At 52.6% G+C, this 20,233-nt stretch carries 15 protein-coding genes; 7 read left to right on the top strand and 8 right to left on the bottom strand.

The window, feature by feature from the left end; translation table 11 throughout:
* Positions 1 to 77 precede the first annotated feature (77 nt).
* From IEY24_RS25935 to IEY24_RS25915, 5 genes are all read left to right on the top strand, one after another.
* Positions 78 to 1,238 (top strand): homogentisate 1,2-dioxygenase, encoded by a 1,161-nt coding sequence (locus IEY24_RS25935; protein WP_188937896.1) that lies wholly within the window; start codon positions 78 to 80, stop codon positions 1,236 to 1,238.
* A gap of 100 nt (positions 1,239 to 1,338) precedes the next feature.
* Positions 1,339 to 2,466: a 4-hydroxyphenylpyruvate dioxygenase gene (hppD, locus tag IEY24_RS25930; protein WP_188937894.1), complete on the top strand. Its 1,128-nt coding sequence runs from the start codon at positions 1,339 to 1,341 to the stop codon at positions 2,464 to 2,466.
* An 18-nt stretch (positions 2,467 to 2,484) separates the two neighbouring features.
* Positions 2,485 to 3,213, top strand: a complete 729-nt coding sequence (locus tag IEY24_RS25925) for a phenylalanine 4-monooxygenase (protein ID WP_188937892.1) — start codon at positions 2,485 to 2,487, stop codon at positions 3,211 to 3,213.
* Positions 3,214 to 3,228: 15 nt separating this feature from the next.
* Positions 3,229 to 4,464, top strand: coding sequence for a fumarylacetoacetase (gene fahA, locus IEY24_RS25920; RefSeq protein ID WP_188937891.1), 1,236 nt, complete (start codon positions 3,229 to 3,231; stop codon positions 4,462 to 4,464).
* Between the two features lie 83 nt (positions 4,465 to 4,547).
* Entirely contained in the window at positions 4,548 to 5,150 is a 603-nt protein-coding gene (locus IEY24_RS25915) for a TetR family transcriptional regulator C-terminal domain-containing protein (RefSeq protein WP_188937890.1), read from the top strand.
* Between the two features lie 19 nt (positions 5,151 to 5,169).
* On the opposite strand, the gene IEY24_RS25910 is transcribed toward IEY24_RS25915, so the two are convergent.
* The 3 genes from IEY24_RS25910 to IEY24_RS33150 all read right to left on the bottom strand — a co-directional run bounded on the left by IEY24_RS25910 (position 5,170) and on the right by IEY24_RS33150 (position 11,141).
* A complete protein-coding gene (locus tag IEY24_RS25910) occupies positions 5,170 to 6,327 on the bottom strand; it encodes an efflux RND transporter periplasmic adaptor subunit (protein ID WP_229223158.1) in 1,158 nt (385 codons plus the stop codon).
* A 13-nt stretch (positions 6,328 to 6,340) separates the two neighbouring features.
* Positions 6,341 to 10,717, bottom strand: a complete 4,377-nt coding sequence (locus IEY24_RS25905) for a CusA/CzcA family heavy metal efflux RND transporter (protein ID WP_188937887.1) — start codon at positions 10,715 to 10,717, stop codon at positions 6,341 to 6,343.
* Between the two features lie 94 nt (positions 10,718 to 10,811).
* Positions 10,812 to 11,141, bottom strand: a complete 330-nt coding sequence (locus IEY24_RS33150) for a DUF6660 family protein (RefSeq protein WP_369009297.1) — start codon at positions 11,139 to 11,141, stop codon at positions 10,812 to 10,814.
* A gap of 214 nt (positions 11,142 to 11,355) precedes the next feature.
* Here IEY24_RS33150 and IEY24_RS25895 point away from each other — a divergent pair, with 214 nt between their 5' ends.
* A complete protein-coding gene (locus tag IEY24_RS25895; protein ID WP_188937885.1) occupies positions 11,356 to 11,727 on the top strand; it encodes a hypothetical protein in 372 nt (123 codons plus the stop codon).
* A gap of 57 nt (positions 11,728 to 11,784) precedes the next feature.
* Here the strand turns inward: IEY24_RS25895 and IEY24_RS25890 are convergent, their stop codons facing one another.
* The 4 genes from IEY24_RS25890 to IEY24_RS25875 all read right to left on the bottom strand — a co-directional run bounded on the left by IEY24_RS25890 (position 11,785) and on the right by IEY24_RS25875 (position 14,485).
* A complete protein-coding gene (locus IEY24_RS25890) occupies positions 11,785 to 12,252 on the bottom strand; it encodes a hypothetical protein (RefSeq protein ID WP_188937884.1) in 468 nt (155 codons plus the stop codon).
* Positions 12,253 to 12,362: 110 nt separating this feature from the next.
* The gene (locus IEY24_RS25885) at positions 12,363 to 12,914 is read right to left on the bottom strand and encodes a carboxymuconolactone decarboxylase family protein (protein WP_188937882.1); all 552 of its coding nucleotides are present in this window, start codon (positions 12,912 to 12,914) and stop codon (positions 12,363 to 12,365) included.
* A 22-nt stretch (positions 12,915 to 12,936) separates the two neighbouring features.
* Positions 12,937 to 13,998 carry a cobalamin-independent methionine synthase II family protein gene (locus tag IEY24_RS25880; protein ID WP_188937880.1) on the bottom strand — a complete coding sequence of 354 codons (1,062 nt, stop codon included), beginning with the start codon at positions 13,996 to 13,998 and terminating at the stop codon, positions 12,937 to 12,939.
* 94 nt (positions 13,999 to 14,092) lie between these two features.
* Entirely contained in the window at positions 14,093 to 14,485 is a 393-nt protein-coding gene (locus IEY24_RS25875) for a hypothetical protein (RefSeq protein ID WP_188937878.1), read from the bottom strand.
* Positions 14,486 to 14,695: 210 nt separating this feature from the next.
* Between IEY24_RS25875 and IEY24_RS25870 the strand changes: the two genes are divergently transcribed.
* Positions 14,696 to 16,405: a tetratricopeptide repeat protein gene (locus IEY24_RS25870; RefSeq protein WP_188937875.1), complete on the top strand. Its 1,710-nt coding sequence runs from the start codon at positions 14,696 to 14,698 to the stop codon at positions 16,403 to 16,405.
* A 1-nt stretch (position 16,406) separates the two neighbouring features.
* On the opposite strand, the gene IEY24_RS25865 is transcribed toward IEY24_RS25870, so the two are convergent.
* Positions 16,407 to 20,216: a T9SS type A sorting domain-containing protein gene (locus IEY24_RS25865; RefSeq protein ID WP_188937868.1), complete on the bottom strand. Its 3,810-nt coding sequence runs from the start codon at positions 20,214 to 20,216 to the stop codon at positions 16,407 to 16,409.
* Positions 20,217 to 20,233: the final 17 nt, after the last annotated feature.

The following is a 20,233-nucleotide window of genomic DNA, read 5'->3' as shown; positions in this document are numbered from 1 at the left end:
AAAATTTATTTAAATATTGATTTGTTTTTCTTATAATTGCATAGACAACTATTGGCTAACTTACAATCACGAAGTGCATGCCGATCTATCAACAACTAGGAACCATCCCGCCCAAGCGGCACACGCAGTTTCGTAAAACCGACGGCGGGCTTTACTATGAAGAACTCTTCGGAACAATCGGTTTCGAAGGCATGTCTTCCCTCCTCTATCATACCTGGCGACCGACGCAGGTCAAATCGCAGGGCGAGCCTTACGACGTGGCGCCACGCATTGCGGTGGCGAACAATATGACCATGCGGAAGCTGATCGGCTTCGATGTAAAACCCGCCGCGGATTACCTTGAGAGCCGCATCCCCCTGCTCGTAAACCGCGACCTCATTCTGGGCCTGGCAGCCCCTACCGGCACGCCGATGTCGTATTTTTATAAAAATGCGGATGCCGACGAACTGCTATTTATCCATCGGGGATCGGGCAGGCTGCGCACGCCGTTCGGGCAGGTGCCGTTTACTTATGGTGATTACGTATTAATTCCCAGAGGCACTATTTACCAGATCGAATTCGACGGGCCCGACAACCGTCTGCTCTACCTCGAATCACACTCGCCCATTTACACGCCCAAACGGTACCGCAACCATTTCGGGCAGCTTACCGAGCATTCGCCGTATTGCGAGCGCGATTACGTTCTCCCGCGCGACCTCGAAACCTACGACGAGCACGGCGAGTTCGTGGTCAGGATCAAGAAACAAAGCCATATCCACCCCGTCACCTACGAAACACATCCGTTTGATGTTATCGGTTGGGACGGGTACAATTATCCCTGGGCTTTCTCGATCCACAATTTCGAACCCATTACCGGCCGCATCCATCAGCCACCGCCTGTGCACCAGACATTTCAAACCGACGCATTCGTGGTATGCTCTTTTTGTCCAAGGCTTTACGACTACCACCCGCTAGCCATTCCAGCACCATACAACCACAGTAATATCGATTCCGACGAAGTGCTCTACTACGTCGACGGCGATTTTATGAGCCGCAACGACATCGCGCAGGGACACATTACGTTGCACCCGGGCGGTATCCCGCACGGCCCACACCCGGGCGCGTACGAGCGCAGTATCGGCAAAAAAGAAACGCAGGAACTGGCCGTCATGGTCGACACATTCCGCCCCCTGATGCTCACTGAACAGGCGATTGCGATTGACGATGGGCGGTATTGGCGCAGTTGGGGGCAGGGGTAATTTTGAATGAGTGAATGGGCGATCCGGTCAGTCATTCACTCATCGCTCCGGCGACCCAGTCAATCATTCAATCATTCAGTCATTCAATCATTCAAAATTCATGTCCACACTAACAGCACCTCCCGCCCCAACCGTATCGACCGACTTCCTACCCATCAACGGCACGGATTATGTTGAGCTCTACGTCGGCAATGCATTGCAATCGGCGCATTATTTCCGGAACGCATTTGGTTTTCAGCCGTTGGCGATGGCCGGGCTTGAAACGGGACTTGGCGATCGTGAATCATACGTGGTGGTGCAGGACAAGATCCGCCTGGTATTTACTTCTCCATTGCACGGCGGCACGGCCATCGGTGCGCATATTGATCGCCATGGCGATGGCGTGAAGGCCATTGCATTATGGGTCGATGACGCTAAAACAGCTTACCGGGAGACTGTCAGCCGGGGTGCGCGGCCATTTTTAGAACCCGTTACCGAGAAGGACCACCATGGCGAGACGGTGCGGTCGGGCATATGTACTTATGGAGATACCGTGCACGTTTTCGTAGAAAGGAAACATTATGATGGTGTTTTCCTCCCGGGCTTTGTCGCGTGGCAGCCGGAGCATTCGCCGGAGCCTGTCGGACTACGCTATATCGACCATATGGTGGGTAATGTAGGCTGGAACGAGATGAACCGGTGGGTGAAGTTCTACGAGGATGTAATGGGATTTAAAATGATGGTTTCTTTTGATGATAAGGACATTTCAACGGAATATTCGGCGCTGATGAGCAAGGTCATGAGCAATGGCAACGGGCGGATAAAGTTTCCGATCAACGAACCGGCTGAGGGCAAAAAGAGATCTCAGATCGAAGAATATCTCGACTTTTACGGCGGCCCGGGCGTACAGCATATTGCCGTGGCGACGGACCATATTGTAGATACCGTGCGTGCATTGCGCGACCGGGGTGTGGAATTCCTGCGGGTGCCCACCGCCTACTACGACGACCTGCTCCACCGCGTAGGGCATATCGATGAAGACATTGCCAGCCTGCGCGAGCTCGGTATCCTCGTCGACCGGGACGATGAAGGTTACCTGTTGCAGATCTTCACCAAGCCAGTCATGCCACGTCCTACGTTGTTTTTTGAAATTATCCAGCGAAAAGGTGCCCAATCTTTTGGAAAAGGCAATTTCAGAGCGCTGTTCGAAGCGATAGAACGTGAGCAGATGCTGCGCGGCACACTTTAATGCCAACCCTTTTCAACCATGAACCAGGATTATGCACAATATACCGAAGCTGACCACCAGATGTGGAAACAGCTTTTCGAACGGCAAATGGAACAGCTTCCGCGCATTGCCAGCCAGGTCTATCTCGATGGTATCGGCAAAGTAGGGTTCGTCCCCGGCCATATCCCTGAATTTGAACGCGAAACCAATCCCGCGCTTCGTGCATTGACCGGCTGGGAAGTGTTTGTAGTGCCCGGACTGATCCCCCACCGCGAATTCTATACACATTTGTATAACAGGCAGTTTCCGGCGTCGAGCTGGCTGCGCAAGCCCGAACAGATCGATTACCTCGAAGAACCCGACATGTTCCATGATACATTCGGGCATGTGCCGCTGCTTAGTAACCAGTCTTTCTGCGATTTTATGGCGCATTTGAGCGAGGTGGCATTGAAGCACATCGACCAGGAGGAAGTTCTGCAACGCATTTCGCGGTTGTACTGGTATACGGTCGAGTTCGGGCTGATCCGCGAAAAAGGGGAGCTGAAAATTTACGGCGGCGGTATCATTTCTTCCTCCGGGGAAAGCCGGTACTGTCTGAAAAATGATGTCCCGAAAATCGATTTCGATCTGGCCCTCGTGCTCGATACGCCTTACCATATCGACCGCTACCAGGACCATTATTTTGTGATCAATTCCTACGACCAGCTTTACGAATCGGTAACAGGCATTGAGCCGTTGCTGGAAGCTTATCTGGCGCAACAAGCTTAAAAACCCATAAGCACCATGTTACAACCCTGGCTTCCGGTCGCACCAGATTCTGATTTTTCCATCCATAACCTGCCTTTCGGGATATTCAGCGACGACCGGCCTGCGCGTGCGGGAGTAGCCATCGGCAACTGGGTCGTGGATCTGGCAACGGCCTATGGATTAAACATGTTTCCGCATTATCCCGAAGCAGGGAACGCGTTCAGGAAGCCGGTATTGAATGAGCTGGTCGCACTCGGCCGGAGCTTTTCCGATTATGTACGCAAAATTATCCAGACAGCTTTGTGCGACCGTGAGTCGGTTTTGCACCAATATTCCGACCACCTGCTGATCCCACAAAAGAAGGTACAAATGCATATGCCTCTAAAAGTCGGCAACTACACGGATTTCTATTCGAGCGAGGAACATGCATTCAGCGTCGGGCAGATCTTCCGGCCCGAAAACCCGCTTTTCCCCAACTGGAAACACCTGCCTGTCGCCTATCATGGCCGGGCGTCCTCCATCGTCGTTTCCGGCACGCCGATACCACGGCCCCGGGGGCAAATCGGGCAAGCAGATGGCACTCCGGCCTTCAAACCGACCCATGCGCTGGACTATGAGCTGGAACTTGCATGGGTTATCGGCAAGGATTCTGCTGTCGGCCAGTCTGTTCCCGTTGCCGAAGCAGAAGACTACATTTTCGGGCTGCTGCTTTTTAACGACTGGTCGGCGCGCGACATTCAGCGGTGGGAATACCAGCCGCTGGGGCCTTTCACGAGCAAGAACTTCGCTTCGGGCGTTTCACCCTGGATCGTAACCTGGGAAGCCTTGCAGCCTTTCCGCGTACCCGCGCCACTGCAGCAGCCCCAACCGCTCCCCTATCTGGCACATCACCCGCGCCAGAATTTCGACCTTTCGCTTTCCGTCGGCGTCAGGCCTGGCCACAGAGAGGAATTTTTAGTATGCCAAACCAATGCACGCGATATTTACTGGACCGCCGCGCAGCAGATTGCCCATCACACTGTCACGGGCTGTAACATGCAAATCGGCGACCTGCTCGCCACCGGGACCATCAGCGGCAAAAACATCACCCAAAAGGGCTGCCTCCTCGAAGCTACGCTGAATGGAACTCAACCCGTAAAGCTGGGCGAAAATATCGAGAGGCGCTTTCTGGAAGATGATGACGAAGTGATCATGCGTGGTTTCGGGCAAAATGTAAATGTCCGGGTCGGCTTCGGCGAACTGCGCGGAAAAGTTCTTCCCGCGTTGCTGTGATTTCTATACCGTGCTACTTATTTTGAAATAAACATCCCATTCAAGCATTTGCAATAATAAATACCAATTGGTATATTTGTATTATGAACTTAGGAACGACCAAAGCCGAGCGCACCAGAAATTTCATCATCGAGAAAACCGCGGAGATTTTCAACCGGAAAGGATACGCGGGTACCTCCATGGCGGACATTACCGAAGCTACCGGCCTTACGAAGGGCAGCATTTATGGAAATTTCCAAAACAAGGAAGAAGTAGCCCTCGCGGTATTCGAATACAACCGCTCCCTTGTGTTCAACCGCGTGCAGGCCGAGCTGGAAAAGGCAGGGTCGTATTTTGAAAAACTGATGGTGTACGGCCGTATCTACAAAGATGTGATCGCGAGCGTGAGCAACCGCGGCGGCTGTCCTATCCTTAATACAGCCGTAGAGGCGGACGATACCAATATCCCACTGCGACTGAGCGCGGCCAAGGCGCTGTTCAGCTGGAAAAAAAACCTGGTCGGTATCATCGAAAAGGGGACCGGGGCCGGTGAATTCCGGAAGGGGATCAATGCGGAGGAAATGGCTGTTTCCATTATCGCATTGATCGAGGGCGGTGTCATGTTTTCGCAAGTGACCAACGATTATACCAACATGGATCACGTGCTCGCGACGGTGCAACTGCTCGTGAAAGGTATCAGGGCCTAACCAGTAAGCTTTCAGAGCCCTACTCTTCCTCTTCATCCGTGTTTTTCATTTTGGATAACAGCGCATAGGCTCCCTTTAAAACAAACTTGGGACTTCCGGGACTTCCGGCCGGCATTTTCACTGCTGTAAAACCATTTTCAGAAACGCCTTTCGTTATTTCCACCATTTCAAAGCTTCTGGCGTTCGTGGGATCCTGCACAAAAACATAGGATTTGCCTTCAAAATCGAGCACTGCTTCATCAGGCAATGCATTCACCGGGTTTGTACCTGTTTCGATAATGGCTTTTACAAAATTCTGCGGAAGCAGGCTGTGGTCCTCATTTTCAAGATGGCAATGCACCCGCACAGTGCGGTCGTCGTTGATCTTTTGATTGATAAGGTAAACTTTGGCAAGATCTTCCTCGGCCGGGTTGTTGCTCACCCGGAACCGTACCAGCTGCCCCAGCTTTACTTTTGGAATATCCTGCTCAAATACAGACAGTTCCACATGTAAATGATCCGTATCCACGATCTCGAACATCACATCGGTAGGGTTGACGTATTTGCCCAGGTTCACGTTCACGACCGTTACCGAACCGGCAATAGGCGAGCGAATGGATGCGGTACTGGTGATATTGCCCTTTTCCAACCCTGCAAAATCTACACCCGCCGTGCGCACGCGCTCTTTCAAACCCGCCAGCCTGGCATGCAGCATTTTCAGTTCCGACGCCGATTGTTGTAAGGCCTTTTGCGCATTCACATTTTCTTTGCTGAGGTCGCTTTGGCGCTGAAATTCCTGCTCGGCATATTCCAGCTTGCTGCGTGTTTCGAGATATTCCTGCTGGATAGGGATAAAATCGGGATTTTCGATCACGGCGATTACTTCACCTTTCCGCACTTTCATGCCTTGCAGCAACTCCGATTTTCGTACAAAACCGCCCAGCGGAGCGGAAATGCTCACCAGGTTCTGCGGTGGAATGTCGATTACCCCGTTCGCGGCGACGGTCCCGCTCAGTTTCCGCACAGAAAACCCGCCAGTTTCTATCCCGGCAGTTTCATATTGTGCCTCCGTCAGCTCCACCCTGCTCGTTGCTCCATTTTCAGGCACCGCCCCGGCCTGAGCAGTCTCCTTTTCACTCGCCGGTTTGCAGGCAGTTATTCTCAGGAGGAGAACCAGGCCTAATACTATATTTTTCATCGATATATTCGGATTACTGCTCATTTAAAAGATATTCTATTTGGATAACCGATTGATTGTAAGCATACAACAATTCAAGCCAACTCAGGCGAATGCTGAGCGCGCGGTTCCACGCCTGCCCGTATTCGATATACCCGATTTCACCCGATTCGTAAGCTTTGCTCGCATTGCTCTGAATGGTACCGGCCAGCACCAGCGTGCTGGTTTCGTATAAGCCAAGGTTTTCCCGGGCAGTTTCCAGACTTCGGATAGCTTGTTGAAGATCGCTTCCAAGCTGCAAACGGGCCGTTTCGACCTGGTTCCTGGCAAGTTGCTCGCCTATTGCCGAGGCCCTCACCCTCGCTTTGGAAGCGCCATTGAAAATAGGCAGCTGCACGCCTACCTGCACCCCCTGAAAGCGCTTGCCAGGACCGTAAAACACTTCCCCATTGCCGGTATTCTGGAAACCCGTCAGTGACTGATTAAAATACCCGATATTAAACTCCGGTAGCATGACCGCTTTCTGCACGGCCGTCTGCCTGCTGCCGATAGCCGCCTGCTGTGCGAGGTAGCGCAGGTACGGATTGGCGTTCAATGCGGCGGTGTCCCGTGCTGCGAGGTCTAAGCGGACCAACGAATCGGTTTCGGCTTCGGCGAGACTGGTACCGTTCACGAAAGTCTGTAATGCGCGTTGCAGGTTGAGTAAGTCGCCCTGGTTCCGGATGATCTGCGCTCGCACCTCGCCGAGCTGGCTTTGCGCGGTCGCGAATTCCAGCTGATTCGTCTCCCCGGTTTTGAACCGGATTTCCGCTGCTTTTACAAACCGCTCGGCCCGAAGCAGCTCGCCGGCAAGCAATTTCCGTCTCGATTTCAGCAGGATCTGTTGCTGGTAATTGTCCTTCACCTGCTTTATCAGTTCTGCTTTTGTAATCTCCATTTCAGCCTGCGCGCCATTCGTTTCCTCCGATAGCAACGATTTCCGCTTAGCCACGGCAACCGGGTTCGGCAGGTTTTGGGATAAAAGAAAATGATGATCAAACTTGACACTGTTGTATTGTCCGCCCACCCATACCAGCTCCGTCTTTCCCGGGTCGGCAGCCGTTTTCATCAGAGCCTGCCGGTAACCCACGCGGTACAAATCGCCTTTGATCACCGGATTACGCTCCAATGTCTCGTCGATCGCCTGCCGGAGCGAAAGTATCCGGCTTGGCAATGCCTGCTGGGCATTCGCACGGCCCGGCATCAGCATCGCGAGCATGACCAGCACCCCGGCAGCCGCTTTGCCACCCGGCCCCGATCCCCAGCGCCGCTCGACGATCCCATACCAAACCGGGAGCACCAATAACGTGAGCAATGTAGCCGATACCAACCCGCCGATCACCACCGTCGCAAGCGGACGCTGCACCTCCGCCCCCGCGCTCGACGACAGCGCCATCGGCAAAAAACCCAGCGAGGCCACCAGGGCGGTCATCAATACAGGCCGCAGGCGCGTATCGGTACCCAGAAAAATCACTTTTCGCAAATCCGTCTCGCCCGATTTCCGGAGCAGGTTAAACTCCGCGATCAGCACGATGCCATTTAATACCGCCACCCCGAACAGCGCAATAAACCCTATCCCGGCCGAAATACTGAACGGCATATCGCGCACCCAGAGCGCCAGCACGCCGCCTACGGCCGAAAACGGAATCGCCGTGAGTATCAACAAACTCTGCCGCAGCGAGTGAAATGTAAAATAGAGGAGTAGGAAAATCAGCAACAGTGCCACCGGTACCGCCACAGCCAACCTGCTGTTGGCTTCCTGCAAATTCTCAAACTGACCGCCATAGGTCACAAAATAACCCGGAGGCAGCTTGATTTCCCGGTCAATCCGGCTGCGCAGCTCATTTACAACACTTTCTACATCGCGGCCACGCACATTGAATGCGACCGTAATGCGCCGTTTAGCATCTTCCCGCTGGATCTGATTGGCACCCGTCTTCATTTCAATGGTCGCGATCTGGCCAAGCGGGACTTGCTGGCCTTCCGCATTGGTGACAAACAACCCGCGGACGTCGTCGATATGCTGGCGGTCGGCCTTTTGCAGGCGTACCACCAGTTCGAAACGTTTTTCGCCTTCAAAAACCAACCCCGCGCTTGCGCCCGCGAATGCGGCATTCAACGCACGATTGGCATCGGTTACCGGAATGTGGAATTGGGCCAATTTATCGCGCTCGAACCGGACCACAATTTGCGGCAGGCCCGTTACGGCCTCCACATAAATATCCTCCGCTCCCTGCACTGCGCCGGCAAGCTTGCCTATGCGTGCACCCTGGCGTGCGAGCACGTCGAGGTCTTCCCCGAAAATCTTGATCGCAACGTCCTGTTTCACGCCTGTCATGAGCTCATTGAAACGCATTTGAATAGGCTGCTGGAACCCGAATGTGACCCCGGCAATGGATTCCGAAAGAACCGCGTGCATCTTTTCAGCCAGCTCCTCCCGGTTCGCTGCTTTTTTCCAAAGCGATTTTTCTTTTAAAATCACCATCATATCCCCGGCTTCTACCGGCATCGGGTCGGTTGGGATTTCCGACGAGCCGATTTTACCGACTACTTCCACCACTTCATCGGGAAAGTGTTTTTGCAGCACCGCGGCGGCTTTTAGCGTGGCGTCTACCGTTTCTGATAGCGAACTGCCTGTGAGTACGCGCAATTCAACCGCGAAATCGCCTTCATCAAGCTGAGGGATGAACTCGCCCCCCATCCGGGAAAAGAGCCAGAAGCTTCCGCCCAGCAGTACCAATGCGAGCAGCGATACCAGCCATTTCCTTTGTAATGAAAAATCCAGCGCCGGGAGGTAAATGCGGCGGAAAAAGCCAACGATCCGGTCGGATATGCCTGGCTTGTAGTCGTTCTTCTTGCTTAAAAACAGGGCCGACATCATGGGAATGTAGGTTAATGAAAGAATAAATGCACCTAGGATCGCGAAGCTGACCGTCTGTGCCATGGGCCTGAACATTTTGCCTTCAATGCCGACCAGGGCAAGTATCGGCAGGTAGACGATCAGGATAATGATTTCTCCAAATGCAGCCGAGTTCCGGATTTTTGAAGCCGATTCGTACACCTCCCGGTCCATTTCGTCCTGCGTGAGGCGATGGGTGTAACGTTTCGAAACAATGTGATGCAAAGTGGCTTCCACGATAATGACCGCGCCGTCGACGATCAGCCCGAAATCGATAGCCCCGAGGCTCATCAGGTTACCCGAAACACCGAAAAGGTTCATCATGCTCACCGCGAAAAGCATCGCCAGCGGGATCACCGATGCCACCACGAGCCCTGCCCGCATGTTTCCGAGCAGCAGGATAAGCACAAAAATGACGATCAATGCACCCTCGATAAGGTTTTTTGAGACAGTCCCTATTGCATTGTTGACCAGCTTGGTACGATCCAAAAATGGCTCTATCACCACACCGTCCGGCAAACTCTTGCGGATTTGCGTAATGCGCTCCTTCACATTACCGATCACTTCTGAGGAATTGGCGCCTTTCAGCATTAATACCAGTCCTCCCACTACTTCGCCCTCATTGTTGCGCGTCATGGCGCCATACCGTACTGCGCTCCCGAAACCCACCTCCGCAATGTCCCGGATCAGTACCGGCAGGCCGGTTTCCGTTTCCCCAACCTGGATTTTGCGGATATCGTCCAGTGTGCCGATCAACCCTTCGCTCCGAATAAAATAGGCATTGGGTTTCTTGTCGATATAGGCACCGCCGGTGTTCTGGTTATTTTGTTCCAATGCTTCGAAAATGCGGTCAATGGAAATCCTGGCACTTCTGATTCTCAGCGGGTCGATAGCGATTTCATATTGTTTCAAAAAACCGCCGAAACTGCTCACATCGGCAACTCCGGCCGTTCCGAGCAATTGCCGACGCACGATCCAGTCCTGAATGCTCCGCAGCTCCACGGGCGAGTATTTGGTTTCAAAACCCGGTTTGGTATGCAAAACATACTGGTAAATCTCGCCCAGGCCCGTGGTAACCGGGGCCAGACTCGGCGTGCCGGTACCAGGAGGAATCTGCTCGACAGCGCTGTGCAGCCGCTCCGAAACCTGCGCGCGCGCCCAGTACACGTCGACATCGTCTTCAAAAACAATGGTCACAACCGACAGCCCGAAGCGTGAGATCGAACGGATTTCTTCGGTATGGGGAATGGTAGCCATCACCGTTTCTACCGGAAAAGTGACCAGCCGCTCCACTTCCTGAGCAGCCAGCGACGGGCTGGTAGTGATGATCTGAACCTGATTGTTGGTTATGTCAGGCACGGCATCGATAGGCAGCCGGGTAAGCGAGTAAGTTCCCCAGGCCACCAAGGCAAGCGTGAATATTCCGACCACAAGCTTGTTGTGGATCGAAAGATGAATGATTTTATCTAACATTTTGGAATTAAATAGAATGGATATGCCGCGTCACGTCAGTCACCTAATGCAACTGTGCGACGAATTGTCCGGTAAAAGAGTGCCAGCCGGCGGATTATGCCTTGTTCTGCGGTGGTTGCCAGAACCCGGCCCTGTCGCCGGTGTATAGAATTTGGAGGTAGGAGAAGCCAGCGGGTGGAATGAGCTGCGAAACAGCGGTTTCGGGCAGAACAGCGACAGCAGCGCTGATGGTCACGCTGGCACAGCATGCGCAAATACAGAATGGGGAACAGAGGTCGATGGCCTCCTGATGGCCGTCCTGGTCGCCGGAGACAACGGCCGCTGCGACGCCGCTGTCGGGCAAGGGTATCGCCTCGTCCTGGCACGGAATGCAGGAAAGCGCGAACACGTAAAACGCCAGCAGATATGCAACGATGCCTTTCATGTTTCAAAAGTAGGGGAAATGCCGATGCAACAGGTAGGCAAAAACAAAATCGCGGCAAGTAAACGGCGCATTGCCGTTAATCAGCCGTTAACACCGATGGTAATTTAGTTACTAGAAATATAACATTGCCGCGATCGCAACATATCTGCTTTTTTCTAAATTGGGGCGCAATGTCATTTAGTAATCAATCTTTCAAGCAAAAACCATTAAAACAATGAAAGTAAAGTATCTGCTAACCATGATTCTCGCTGTTACCATCTTCGCGGTAACCGCTAAAAACATTAAAACAGCCAACGACCTTGTGGGAACCTGGAAATATACCGTTTCTAATGTGCCACCAGAGTATGAAACCGGCATCATGACTTTCGAGCAAAAGGACGACAAAACGACCGGCTACCTCGGCCAGCAGGAGCGTATGGAAATGAAGGAGCTGACCATAGACCAGGGCAAAGTAACCTTCAAACTGGACTTCCAGGGAGGTTTACTGACCTTCACCATGACGCAGGATGGCGACAAGCTCACCGGCACCATTGTTTCACAGGACGGCGAATTCCCGATCACCGCAACGAAGGAACCAGCCAAGTAAAGGGCAAGTAAATCATTAAAAGCCGGAGGTAATTATCCTCCGGCTTTTTGCATTACATCAATTCACCCGCACATACTTCTCGATGTTCAGCCGCTCCACTCCTGCCGCCTCCACCTTCTCCACACCACGTTGAACGAGCGTATCGTTTTGAATGGAAATTGTAAAATGAAACTCGTTGCCTTCCCACTCGCGGGCAGTACAATATTCCAGTTTTTCGGTGTAAGCACTGTCTTTCAAAGTATAAGCCCCGCCACCGGCGGAAAAACTCGCTGTGGAGTCCTTGCCCTTGTTCAGATCGTGCTGTAAGAAGGCAAAGTGGCTGTCGTTGATGACTTTAATGAAGGACACCTTCTTCGTATAATCGGTCACGGTGGTGTCCCCCTTCTCGATCAATGTGCCGCTAATGAGTTTCCAGGTACCTTCGAGCTCGCGCGGCTTGCTTTCATTGCTTTGTTCCGTTTCCGGGCGGCCGCATGCTGTGAACATCGATACGGCGAGCAGCAATGCAGGGAAATGTGTTTTCATAAATGGTTGAAATGGCTGGGTTTTTGGATGGCGCAAGATACATTCGAGAAAGGAGTTACCTCTTGCCGGCAACTCCTTTTTCACACAAAAGCTCTATTACTCCAAACCGGTCACTCATATCCCTTCACCGCCGAATACCCATTCGCAATCACATTCACTGCCCTGGCCCGGTATACATCCGGGTCGGTCGGCGCAGTAGTCGCAAGGCCATCGACGTACCGGTTGAACATGCAGAATGCGGCAGCGATGAGGACGGTATCGTGAATCTGGCGGTCGTCGGCGCCGTGCTCGCGGGCGCGGGCGACTTGCTCGGGCGTCACGTGCTTGCCGCCGCGCTGTACGCTGCCCGCGATCGATAACAGTGCCTTCATTCTTTCCGAAAGATCCGTTTCGGGGTAATTTTCCTTTACACTTTTTACGAACGACCAGTCTTCATCTTCCAGGTAAGCGCTGGCAATGGCGCCGTGGATCGTCTGACAGAAAAAGCAGTCGTTTTGGGACGAGACGTAAGTACCAATGAGTTCGCGTTCGCCGCGGGTAAGCCCGTCGTCGGAACACATTAACGCGTTGGCAAGTAAATTCATCGGTTCGGCAGTATGGGGGCTGAACCGCATCGGGCCGAGGATGCCGGGGAAGCCAGGTTCGAATTGGATGTGTGGCATGGTAAAGTTAATAGGTGAATGATTAAAGCTTTGCGCCCGCCAGCTTCGTCCCTTCTACGCGGGCCCGTATCTTTTCAAATGCAATCTCCCGTGCGGTTGAAACATCGTCGGCGAAGGGGGAGAAACCGCAGTCGTCGGTGGAGCCTAGCTGGTTCAGCGGGATGTATTCGGCGGCTTGCACGAGCAGGTCGCGGATTTCGGCTGGCGTTTCGATTCTCGGGTTCAGCACGTCGGTGACGCCGAGGAATACCCGCTGCCCCGGCCGGATATTTTCGCGGATCGATTCCAGCACCGATACTTTGTCTTTTTCTGCTGCATATTCCAGGTAAAAATTACCCGCATTCAATTGAAAAAACAAGGGCAGAAGGTCTGAATAGGGCACATCGGCACTGTGGGTTGAATCGTGGTCGCCGCCGGGGCAGGTGTGGACGCCTATCCTGCTACGCTCGTCGGCGGTGAAACGTTCGAGAACCTGGTTGTTGAGCGCGATAAATTGCCGCAAAAGACCTTTGCCCGGGTCCAGTTTCAGGGCCAGCCTGGCTTCCGTAAAATCGATCTGAACGTTGTAGGCTTGCTCGGTGAGGCATTTCCGGATATCGGCCTCCGCCTGGTCGAGCAGGTCGGCGATGAACTGGCTTTGCGGATAGCCATCTATTCCGGCCGCCGGGTAGAGCAGGCTCATGGCCGACGCAGAAATAACGGCTTGCTTTACCGGCAATGCCGTATGTTTTCGTGCCTCCTTCAGATAATCCACCGCGAAATTGCGGTAACGGAATGGCCCCGACGTTAATACCGGTAATTGCCGTGTATGCCCGTCTTCAAAAGGAATGGTTACACCTCCCGCACCGAGGTTCAACGCGCCGTGGATAGGGTACGTCGCAAAGCTGGGCTTACTCTGTTCGCCGTCGGAGATCACCGGCGAGCCCGTGCCTTCCAGGGATATGATCGTTTCGCGGGTTGCCTGGGAAAACAATTTGCCAAGGTCGGCGGTGGAAATTTCATCTTGGGTATAAGCCTGCATCGCTTGTTGCAGGTATGCGGGCCGTGGAATGCTTCCTATCGGCTCGGTAGGAATAGTTGCCATATTTGGAAATGATACGAGTTAATGAATGGGTACCGTACATGCACACACACGCCTGCGCCAGTGGGCAGGCCGTTGCAATGCATTTAAAAATGTGTTACCCAATCATTTCCGGAGGTGGGGTGGCGCGATTGAACACACCGGCTACGACGACGTGAAACGGCTCAGCAAAGCGGACAGGCCCGCGAAGCCGGCAGGTACCATTAGCCCATTCATCTTTCGCGGTCGCGCCCGGCAAATAGGTCTTCGCCAGGTCACCCAGCATTTTCAATAGGCTTCCCAGCGGCGTAGGCAGCGTTTTGGCAAGCTGCATTTCCTGCATGCGTTCCGACAATTCGGCAAACCTGTGCCAGGCCGATGCGTGGGATTGCGGTGCTACGTTCTGCTCCGGCACCTCTCCCTTTTCCCCCGTAAAAAGCATAGCCACCGACCATCCCAGCGAATGGGATAGCAGCAATGCAAGCAAACCGAGACTGGCAACCGTTTTCATGAACAGGGAGATGTACCTTAAATCTACAAGAATACCGCATTATTCCTTGTAGCAATTATTCATTTCATTTAAATGAATCAATAAAAAATACAGTTTTGCAAAACCGCAAAGTAATTCCATTCCTAACTACTGCTAACCACTTCTTTATAGCATTACTTTTACCTCCGTCAAACCCTTTTAGTGACAGGTCCAACCTTGCCTCGCGAACCCATGAACCGTTCTTTAACCACTTTTTTGTTCATATTATTCGCATTGAATGCTGGTAAGGCCCATGCCCAATGGGAGCATTTACTACACAAAACCTATCCGCAGCGTTATAAAGATCTGGGTAAAATCTACACCCGGCTGATCGACAACCGCGATTCGACATCGGTATTTCGTGAGATCGCCTCCATGAAGGAATGGGCAAAAGGCCGTCACGACAGGGATCTGGAACTGGAATCGGATCTGTTGAAAGCCTATTACCTCACCACTTGGCATAGAAACCAAACCCCTCGCATTGCCGCGATGCTCAATGAGCTTGTGGCAAAGACTGCCGAACAAGACATCAAACAGCTCAACGCACGGTCGCTTAAAGTACTCGGGGATTATTATTGGTCCGACGGCAGAAATTACGAATTGGCATTTGAAACCTTCATCCAGATGGAAAGCATTCTGAATGAATTAAGTACAGATGAATTCCCCGACAAAAGTTATGCATTGAGCAATATTGCCCACGCCTACTACAATTTTTCGGATTATAAAAAGGCATTATCCCTCTTCGGGCAGATCCTGACTTTAAAATTCAACCCGGACATGTATGCGGGACATAACTCGGCGCTCGTTATGACCGCCGTCATTTACCGGAAGCTGGGCAAGCTCGATTCGTCTGATCATTATTTCCGAAGGGTGCTCCGTAAGGAATCTCCCGGAAACTACAAGACTTGGGCAGCTATTGCACAAGGCGGACTGGGCGAAAACGCCTATCTGCGAGGTAATTACGCAGAATCGATGCCGTTACTGCAAGCCAATATCGATGAAGCTATTCTACAAAAAGATTACGGTTTGGCCGCCCAATCACTGATCACTCAGGCCGATATTCATTTAAAAAACAATGCCTTCGACAAGGCGGGGCAACTTGTCAATACGGCGCGGCATTATCTGGACGTTACGCATCCCGAACGATACAGGCATTTCCAGGACCTATACACGATTTTGGTAAAGTTGTCTGCAGCGCGGGGCAACCCGAAACTGGCGGAGGCATATCTGGACTCTGCCATGTTCGCCAAAGACAGCATGAACCGCAAATACAATGAAAAACTGATGCTGCGGGCACATCAGAAAATGGAGTTGCAAAAACTCCGGGGCAAGATGGAAAAGGCAGAGTCCGACCAGAAGCTGAAAATAACTGAGCGCAATCTCTCGCTAATCCTCGTACTGCTCATTGCGGGCGTGGCCATCTACGTTTATCGAACCCAACGCAAACGGCACCAGCAGGCGCAGCTTTTGAAGGAGCTCAAAATCAGGCAAAAGGAACAGGAACTGGAAAATGCGACCTTGCAATTAAGTGAGTTTGCCCGCAATATTTCCGAAAAAAGCAAACAGATCGAGGCATTGGAAAGCAAGCAGGGCCCCGATGCTGAGGCCCTGATGCAATTGCGTGAAAGTACCATCCTGACGCAGGAGGATTGGGATTATTTCAAAAAACTCTTCGGCAAAGCGCACGGCGACTATCTCCATCGCCTCCGCGAGAAGTTCCCCGATCTCACGCAGGCCGAAATCCGGTTCATTGCGCTCGCCAAACTGGGCCTGGGTTACCAGGAAATGTCGGTCACATTGGGCATCAGCAGCCATGCCGTGCGCACCACCAAATACCGGTTGCTAAAAAAAATCGATGTGCCCGACGACCAGAGCCTCGAAGAAGTCATGATGCAAATCTGACTTATTCGATCGCTACTTTCCGCGTCTGTACCACCGCTCCACTTCGTACGCGCAGCAGGTAAATGCCTTTGGGCAAATTACCTACCAACAATGTTGCTTTCCCGTTTTTCAGTTCATTACGCATCACTGCTACACCTTTCGTATCGAGCAGTTCGACCTTCCCCGAAACCGTACCGCCCGCCGTCATTTCCATTTGCAGCAATGTCGTTGCCGGATTGGGGAATACCTGCATTTGAAATGCATTCCGGTGTTCTGCCGTGACAATCTGGCTATATGCAAATGATCCGTCTATATCTGTCATTTTTAAGCGGTAATAATTCAATCCCGCGAGAGGCTCGACGTCGCGCGCTGAGTAGCGATGCCCCCCACTACCAAAAGCGGCAGGTTGTTCGGGCAATACCTGCCAATGCCGTGCGTCGGCGCTGCGGTGTATTTCAAAATGGCTGGTATTAACCTCCTCGGCTGTGAGCCATTCGAGTAATGTGTTTTTTTCAACCGCTTTGGCCGTAAAACTAACGAGCTTTAAAGGCAGCGGGTCTGCATTGCTTATAAAGAAACCGCTGAACCCGGTCACGTCAAAACTGACTTCCCACCGGTTCAGGTCGCCGTTCCAGACAATATCATTATCATCGGGATTAATCGTGGTCGTGTCGCCGCTGTACGATCCGGGTTGTCCGGTGGCTGATGTACCGTGATACTGAACAACGAGCAGATTGGCCTTGCCAGTGCCGTCCGAGAAGAACGCCGGCAGTTTTGCAGCTCCGGCGCCGGCATTGAATGCATCAAATTCTGATTGGAGAAAAAACAGTTTGATCCGGGCAGTCGCATTTTCCGCATTAGCCGCCGGGAGGATTTCGTAATGTCTTTGTACAAAATTTACCGCTCCGCCGCTAATGATACCTCCCTCCACGAACGTCTTCGCCTGCACGCTACCGATGACGGGCGCCGCGCCCATAGGCGTTACCTGTGCCAAAACACGGCATCCGGTGGCTAAAAAACCAGAGGTCGTACCACCAATGACATTGTTTGTCGCCACATCACCGTCCTGTGACAAGCTGGTCCCGTCACGGTAAGATTGGAGCTCGAAAGCACCGATATCGACCATAGTATCAAAAATTCTAACCTGCCGGAGAATATCCGACGGGGCAGTCACAAAAACATTCACTCCCTTATTGATGGCCGGGCTGCAAGGAAGCGGTTTTAATCCGTCGTCGGTTGTCATCCATTTCCCATCAGCACCGACGGGAGCCGGTTGGTTTGCAAAAAATGGGTCCTGGTTCAGAATAGAAGTTCCGGTATGACCGTCCTGCACAAGAGAGAACAATACATTAGGCGTCGCCGAGTTATCGAAGATGCCAGCCGGTGCCGGGCCACTATTCCCCCAGATCAGCGTGTTGGAAACAATTGGGTGCGCCAGCAGATAGTTATGCATGCCCGCTCCCTGGACAACTCCCGAATTACCCGCAATAGTACAGTTCTGAATGGTTGCACCGCTGTCATAACCATTGAAAATGCCGCCACCGGCACTCCCAGCAGAATTACCGGTAATGATACAATTAGTAATCAACGGATTAGCCGAGCTTCCGAAAACATAAATACCCGCTCCATCCGCACCTGAATTTTCTGTAAAAACGCAATTCGCAATAACCGGCGATGCGGAATAGAGCACAAGCCCTCCTCCTCCAAAAGCGATCACATTTGCTCCCAGGATACTTTGCTCGATACCAGCCCCGTTCGAATTACCATCCCGGACGATAAAGCCATCGAGCCGGGCCGTATTGTTATTGAGTACCGAAACAAGGGTGTGATAGGTGTTATCCGAAGCATTGGAAGGCACACCGATGTCGCCGGAAAGGATCGTCTGGTTCGCGCCCGCATCCCGTTGCCCGAGCGTCGCTTCATTTCCTGCGAATCCACCATAGATGGCAACGTTGTTTATCAGGTAAAAAGCGTTGTTCCGCGAACCCGTCAGACTTGCATTATAGGGAAATCCGGAAGGTTTGTAAGTACCTGCTTTCACCCATATTTCCGTAATTCCGGTGCAGCCGTAGGCCGCATTCAGCGCAGTACTGAGGTCGCCCAGGGCATCTTCCCAGCCCGAACCTCCCCCGGAAGCTCCTTCCGCGACATACAAACGGTTTGCAACAACAGTCAAAAGCGCGCTGTTCGAGAAAGCGTCGCCGCAGCTGTTACTGATTTTGACCTTGAATTGACCGCCGTTATCACCGGCACCGATGTTGTTCACCGTGAGCGATGCCGTGTTGACGCCACTATATTTACCGTCATTGGACAATGGCGTATTCCCCAGGTACCATTGATACGACAACGTGGCGGGATTGTCTCCCGTAACGGTAAAAACGGCCGAAGAAGCGCCGGTGCACGTTGTGACCTTAGCCGGATGTGTACTGATCGTCGGGCTCACTCCGGTTGCGAGGGCAACACGCGCCGCCGGGTCGGAACTGGTTAGGTAACCCGCCATGACATTGGCGCTTCCCGGTCCCACGCTGGTTGCGGTATAGGTAGCCGTGGCCTTGCCGTCGGCTTGAATGGCACTTTGCGCGCCCGAAATATTCCCGTTCTCTGAGCTGAAACTCACAGGCAAGCCGATCACCTGGCTGAGATTGCCTAATGATATGGCCGTGCCCGCAGAATTATTCAGAAAACTCGCAGTCACGGTAGTCTGGCTCGTCGACGGCAAACAAAGCGCAGCATTGCTTACAGCCGGTTTCAATACCAGGAACGGAACGGTAGTAAGTGTACCCGTGCCTATTTCACCGATAACACTCGCGCTTTCGCTGCACGTTCCGGCAGCCTGCGGGTCGGTATTGCATCCCCACCAGTTGTGGGTGGCATTCACCACCCCATCGCTCGATTTACGCGACGACAGTGCTTGTTTTACCGAGCCGCCCAGCGTATTACCGGCAAAAACATTGTAATTGACATCCACGGCAAAATCGCTGGAAATGGAAATGGCCCCACCTTCACTGTTCGTGGTCGTCCCGGTGCTATTATTGAGAAATTTGTTCTTTTCTATTTTTGTGTAAAAAGAAGGGCTTTGGGGCGACTGCTCCGCATTCAAATGAATGGCCCCGCCGGCGGTAAAAAGCGTAGACGATACGAAGTTGCCGGTAAAGGCAGAATTGGTAATGCTCACGCTGCCTGTCACTGTAATATCCGAACTAACATAGCCGATCAATATCGCACCGCCGCTGGCATTGTCCTGGTTCGTAACATTGATCTGATTGTTTGTGAATGTGCAGTTGTCGACAGTGACCACGCCACCGCCCCCTATCGACAGCGCGCCGCCGCCACGGCCTGTGGACACATTGCCCTCGAACGCACAATTAGTGATACTGACAACATTGTTTGGCCCGCCGCAAAGAATGGCGCCGCCTCCATAGTTACCCGGACTTTTCCCACCCGTGAACTTGATGCCGGAAATAGCAGTCGTCACACCCGACACATCGGCGAACTCGTTGATCAAAAGGATACGGTTCTGCATCGTGGCGGTCATATTGACGATCGTAGAAGCCGCCCCGGCCCCTACGATCGAAATATTCTGCGCTTTGGTTCCAAGTTTGATCGGTCCCAGCGTCAGATTGTAAGTTCCCGCGGGCACATTAATCGTATGCGGCCCACCACCGAGCGCATCCGCCGCCAGGATCGCGCCCCGCAATTGCGAGGCGGCGTTGCCATCGCTCGTTTGGGTTACATTGAAGGTATTTGCATACACACCGGGCATTATGCCGGACACCAGCAATGCAATAGCCAAGATCCTGAACAGGCGAAGGCCGGTAGAAGTTTTCATCATAGATAATGTGGTTAAAA

The sequence above is a fragment of the Dyadobacter endophyticus genome, assembly GCF_014641595.1.
GTDB classification, from domain to species: Bacteria; Bacteroidota; Bacteroidia; order Cytophagales; family Spirosomataceae; genus Dyadobacter; species Dyadobacter endophyticus.
Note: the sequence above shows the minus strand (reverse complement) of the source record. Positions and strands in the feature narration are given on the sequence as shown.

Coding starts and splice junctions, on each gene's coding strand:
- IEY24_RS25935 (WP_188937896.1), top strand. CDS start 78: ATGCCGATCTATCAACAACTAGGAACCATCCCGCCCAAGCGGCACACG.
- hppD (WP_188937894.1), top strand. CDS start 1,339: ATGTCCACACTAACAGCACCTCCCGCCCCAACCGTATCGACCGACTTC.
- IEY24_RS25925 (WP_188937892.1), top strand. CDS start 2,485: ATGAACCAGGATTATGCACAATATACCGAAGCTGACCACCAGATGTGG.
- fahA (WP_188937891.1), top strand. CDS start 3,229: ATGTTACAACCCTGGCTTCCGGTCGCACCAGATTCTGATTTTTCCATC.
- IEY24_RS25915 (WP_188937890.1), top strand. CDS start 4,548: ATGAACTTAGGAACGACCAAAGCCGAGCGCACCAGAAATTTCATCATC.
- IEY24_RS25910 (WP_229223158.1), bottom strand. CDS start 6,327: ATGAAAAATATAGTATTAGGCCTGGTTCTCCTCCTGAGAATAACTGCC.
- IEY24_RS25905 (WP_188937887.1), bottom strand. CDS start 10,717: ATGTTAGATAAAATCATTCATCTTTCGATCCACAACAAGCTTGTGGTC.
- IEY24_RS33150 (WP_369009297.1), bottom strand. CDS start 11,141: ATGAAAGGCATCGTTGCATATCTGCTGGCGTTTTACGTGTTCGCGCTT.
- IEY24_RS25895 (WP_188937885.1), top strand. CDS start 11,356: ATGAAAGTAAAGTATCTGCTAACCATGATTCTCGCTGTTACCATCTTC.
- IEY24_RS25890 (WP_188937884.1), bottom strand. CDS start 12,252: ATGAAAACACATTTCCCTGCATTGCTGCTCGCCGTATCGATGTTCACA.
- IEY24_RS25885 (WP_188937882.1), bottom strand. CDS start 12,914: ATGCCACACATCCAATTCGAACCTGGCTTCCCCGGCATCCTCGGCCCG.
- IEY24_RS25880 (WP_188937880.1), bottom strand. CDS start 13,998: ATGGCAACTATTCCTACCGAGCCGATAGGAAGCATTCCACGGCCCGCA.
- IEY24_RS25875 (WP_188937878.1), bottom strand. CDS start 14,485: ATGAAAACGGTTGCCAGTCTCGGTTTGCTTGCATTGCTGCTATCCCAT.
- IEY24_RS25870 (WP_188937875.1), top strand. CDS start 14,696: ATGAACCGTTCTTTAACCACTTTTTTGTTCATATTATTCGCATTGAAT.
- IEY24_RS25865 (WP_188937868.1), bottom strand. CDS start 20,216: ATGATGAAAACTTCTACCGGCCTTCGCCTGTTCAGGATCTTGGCTATT.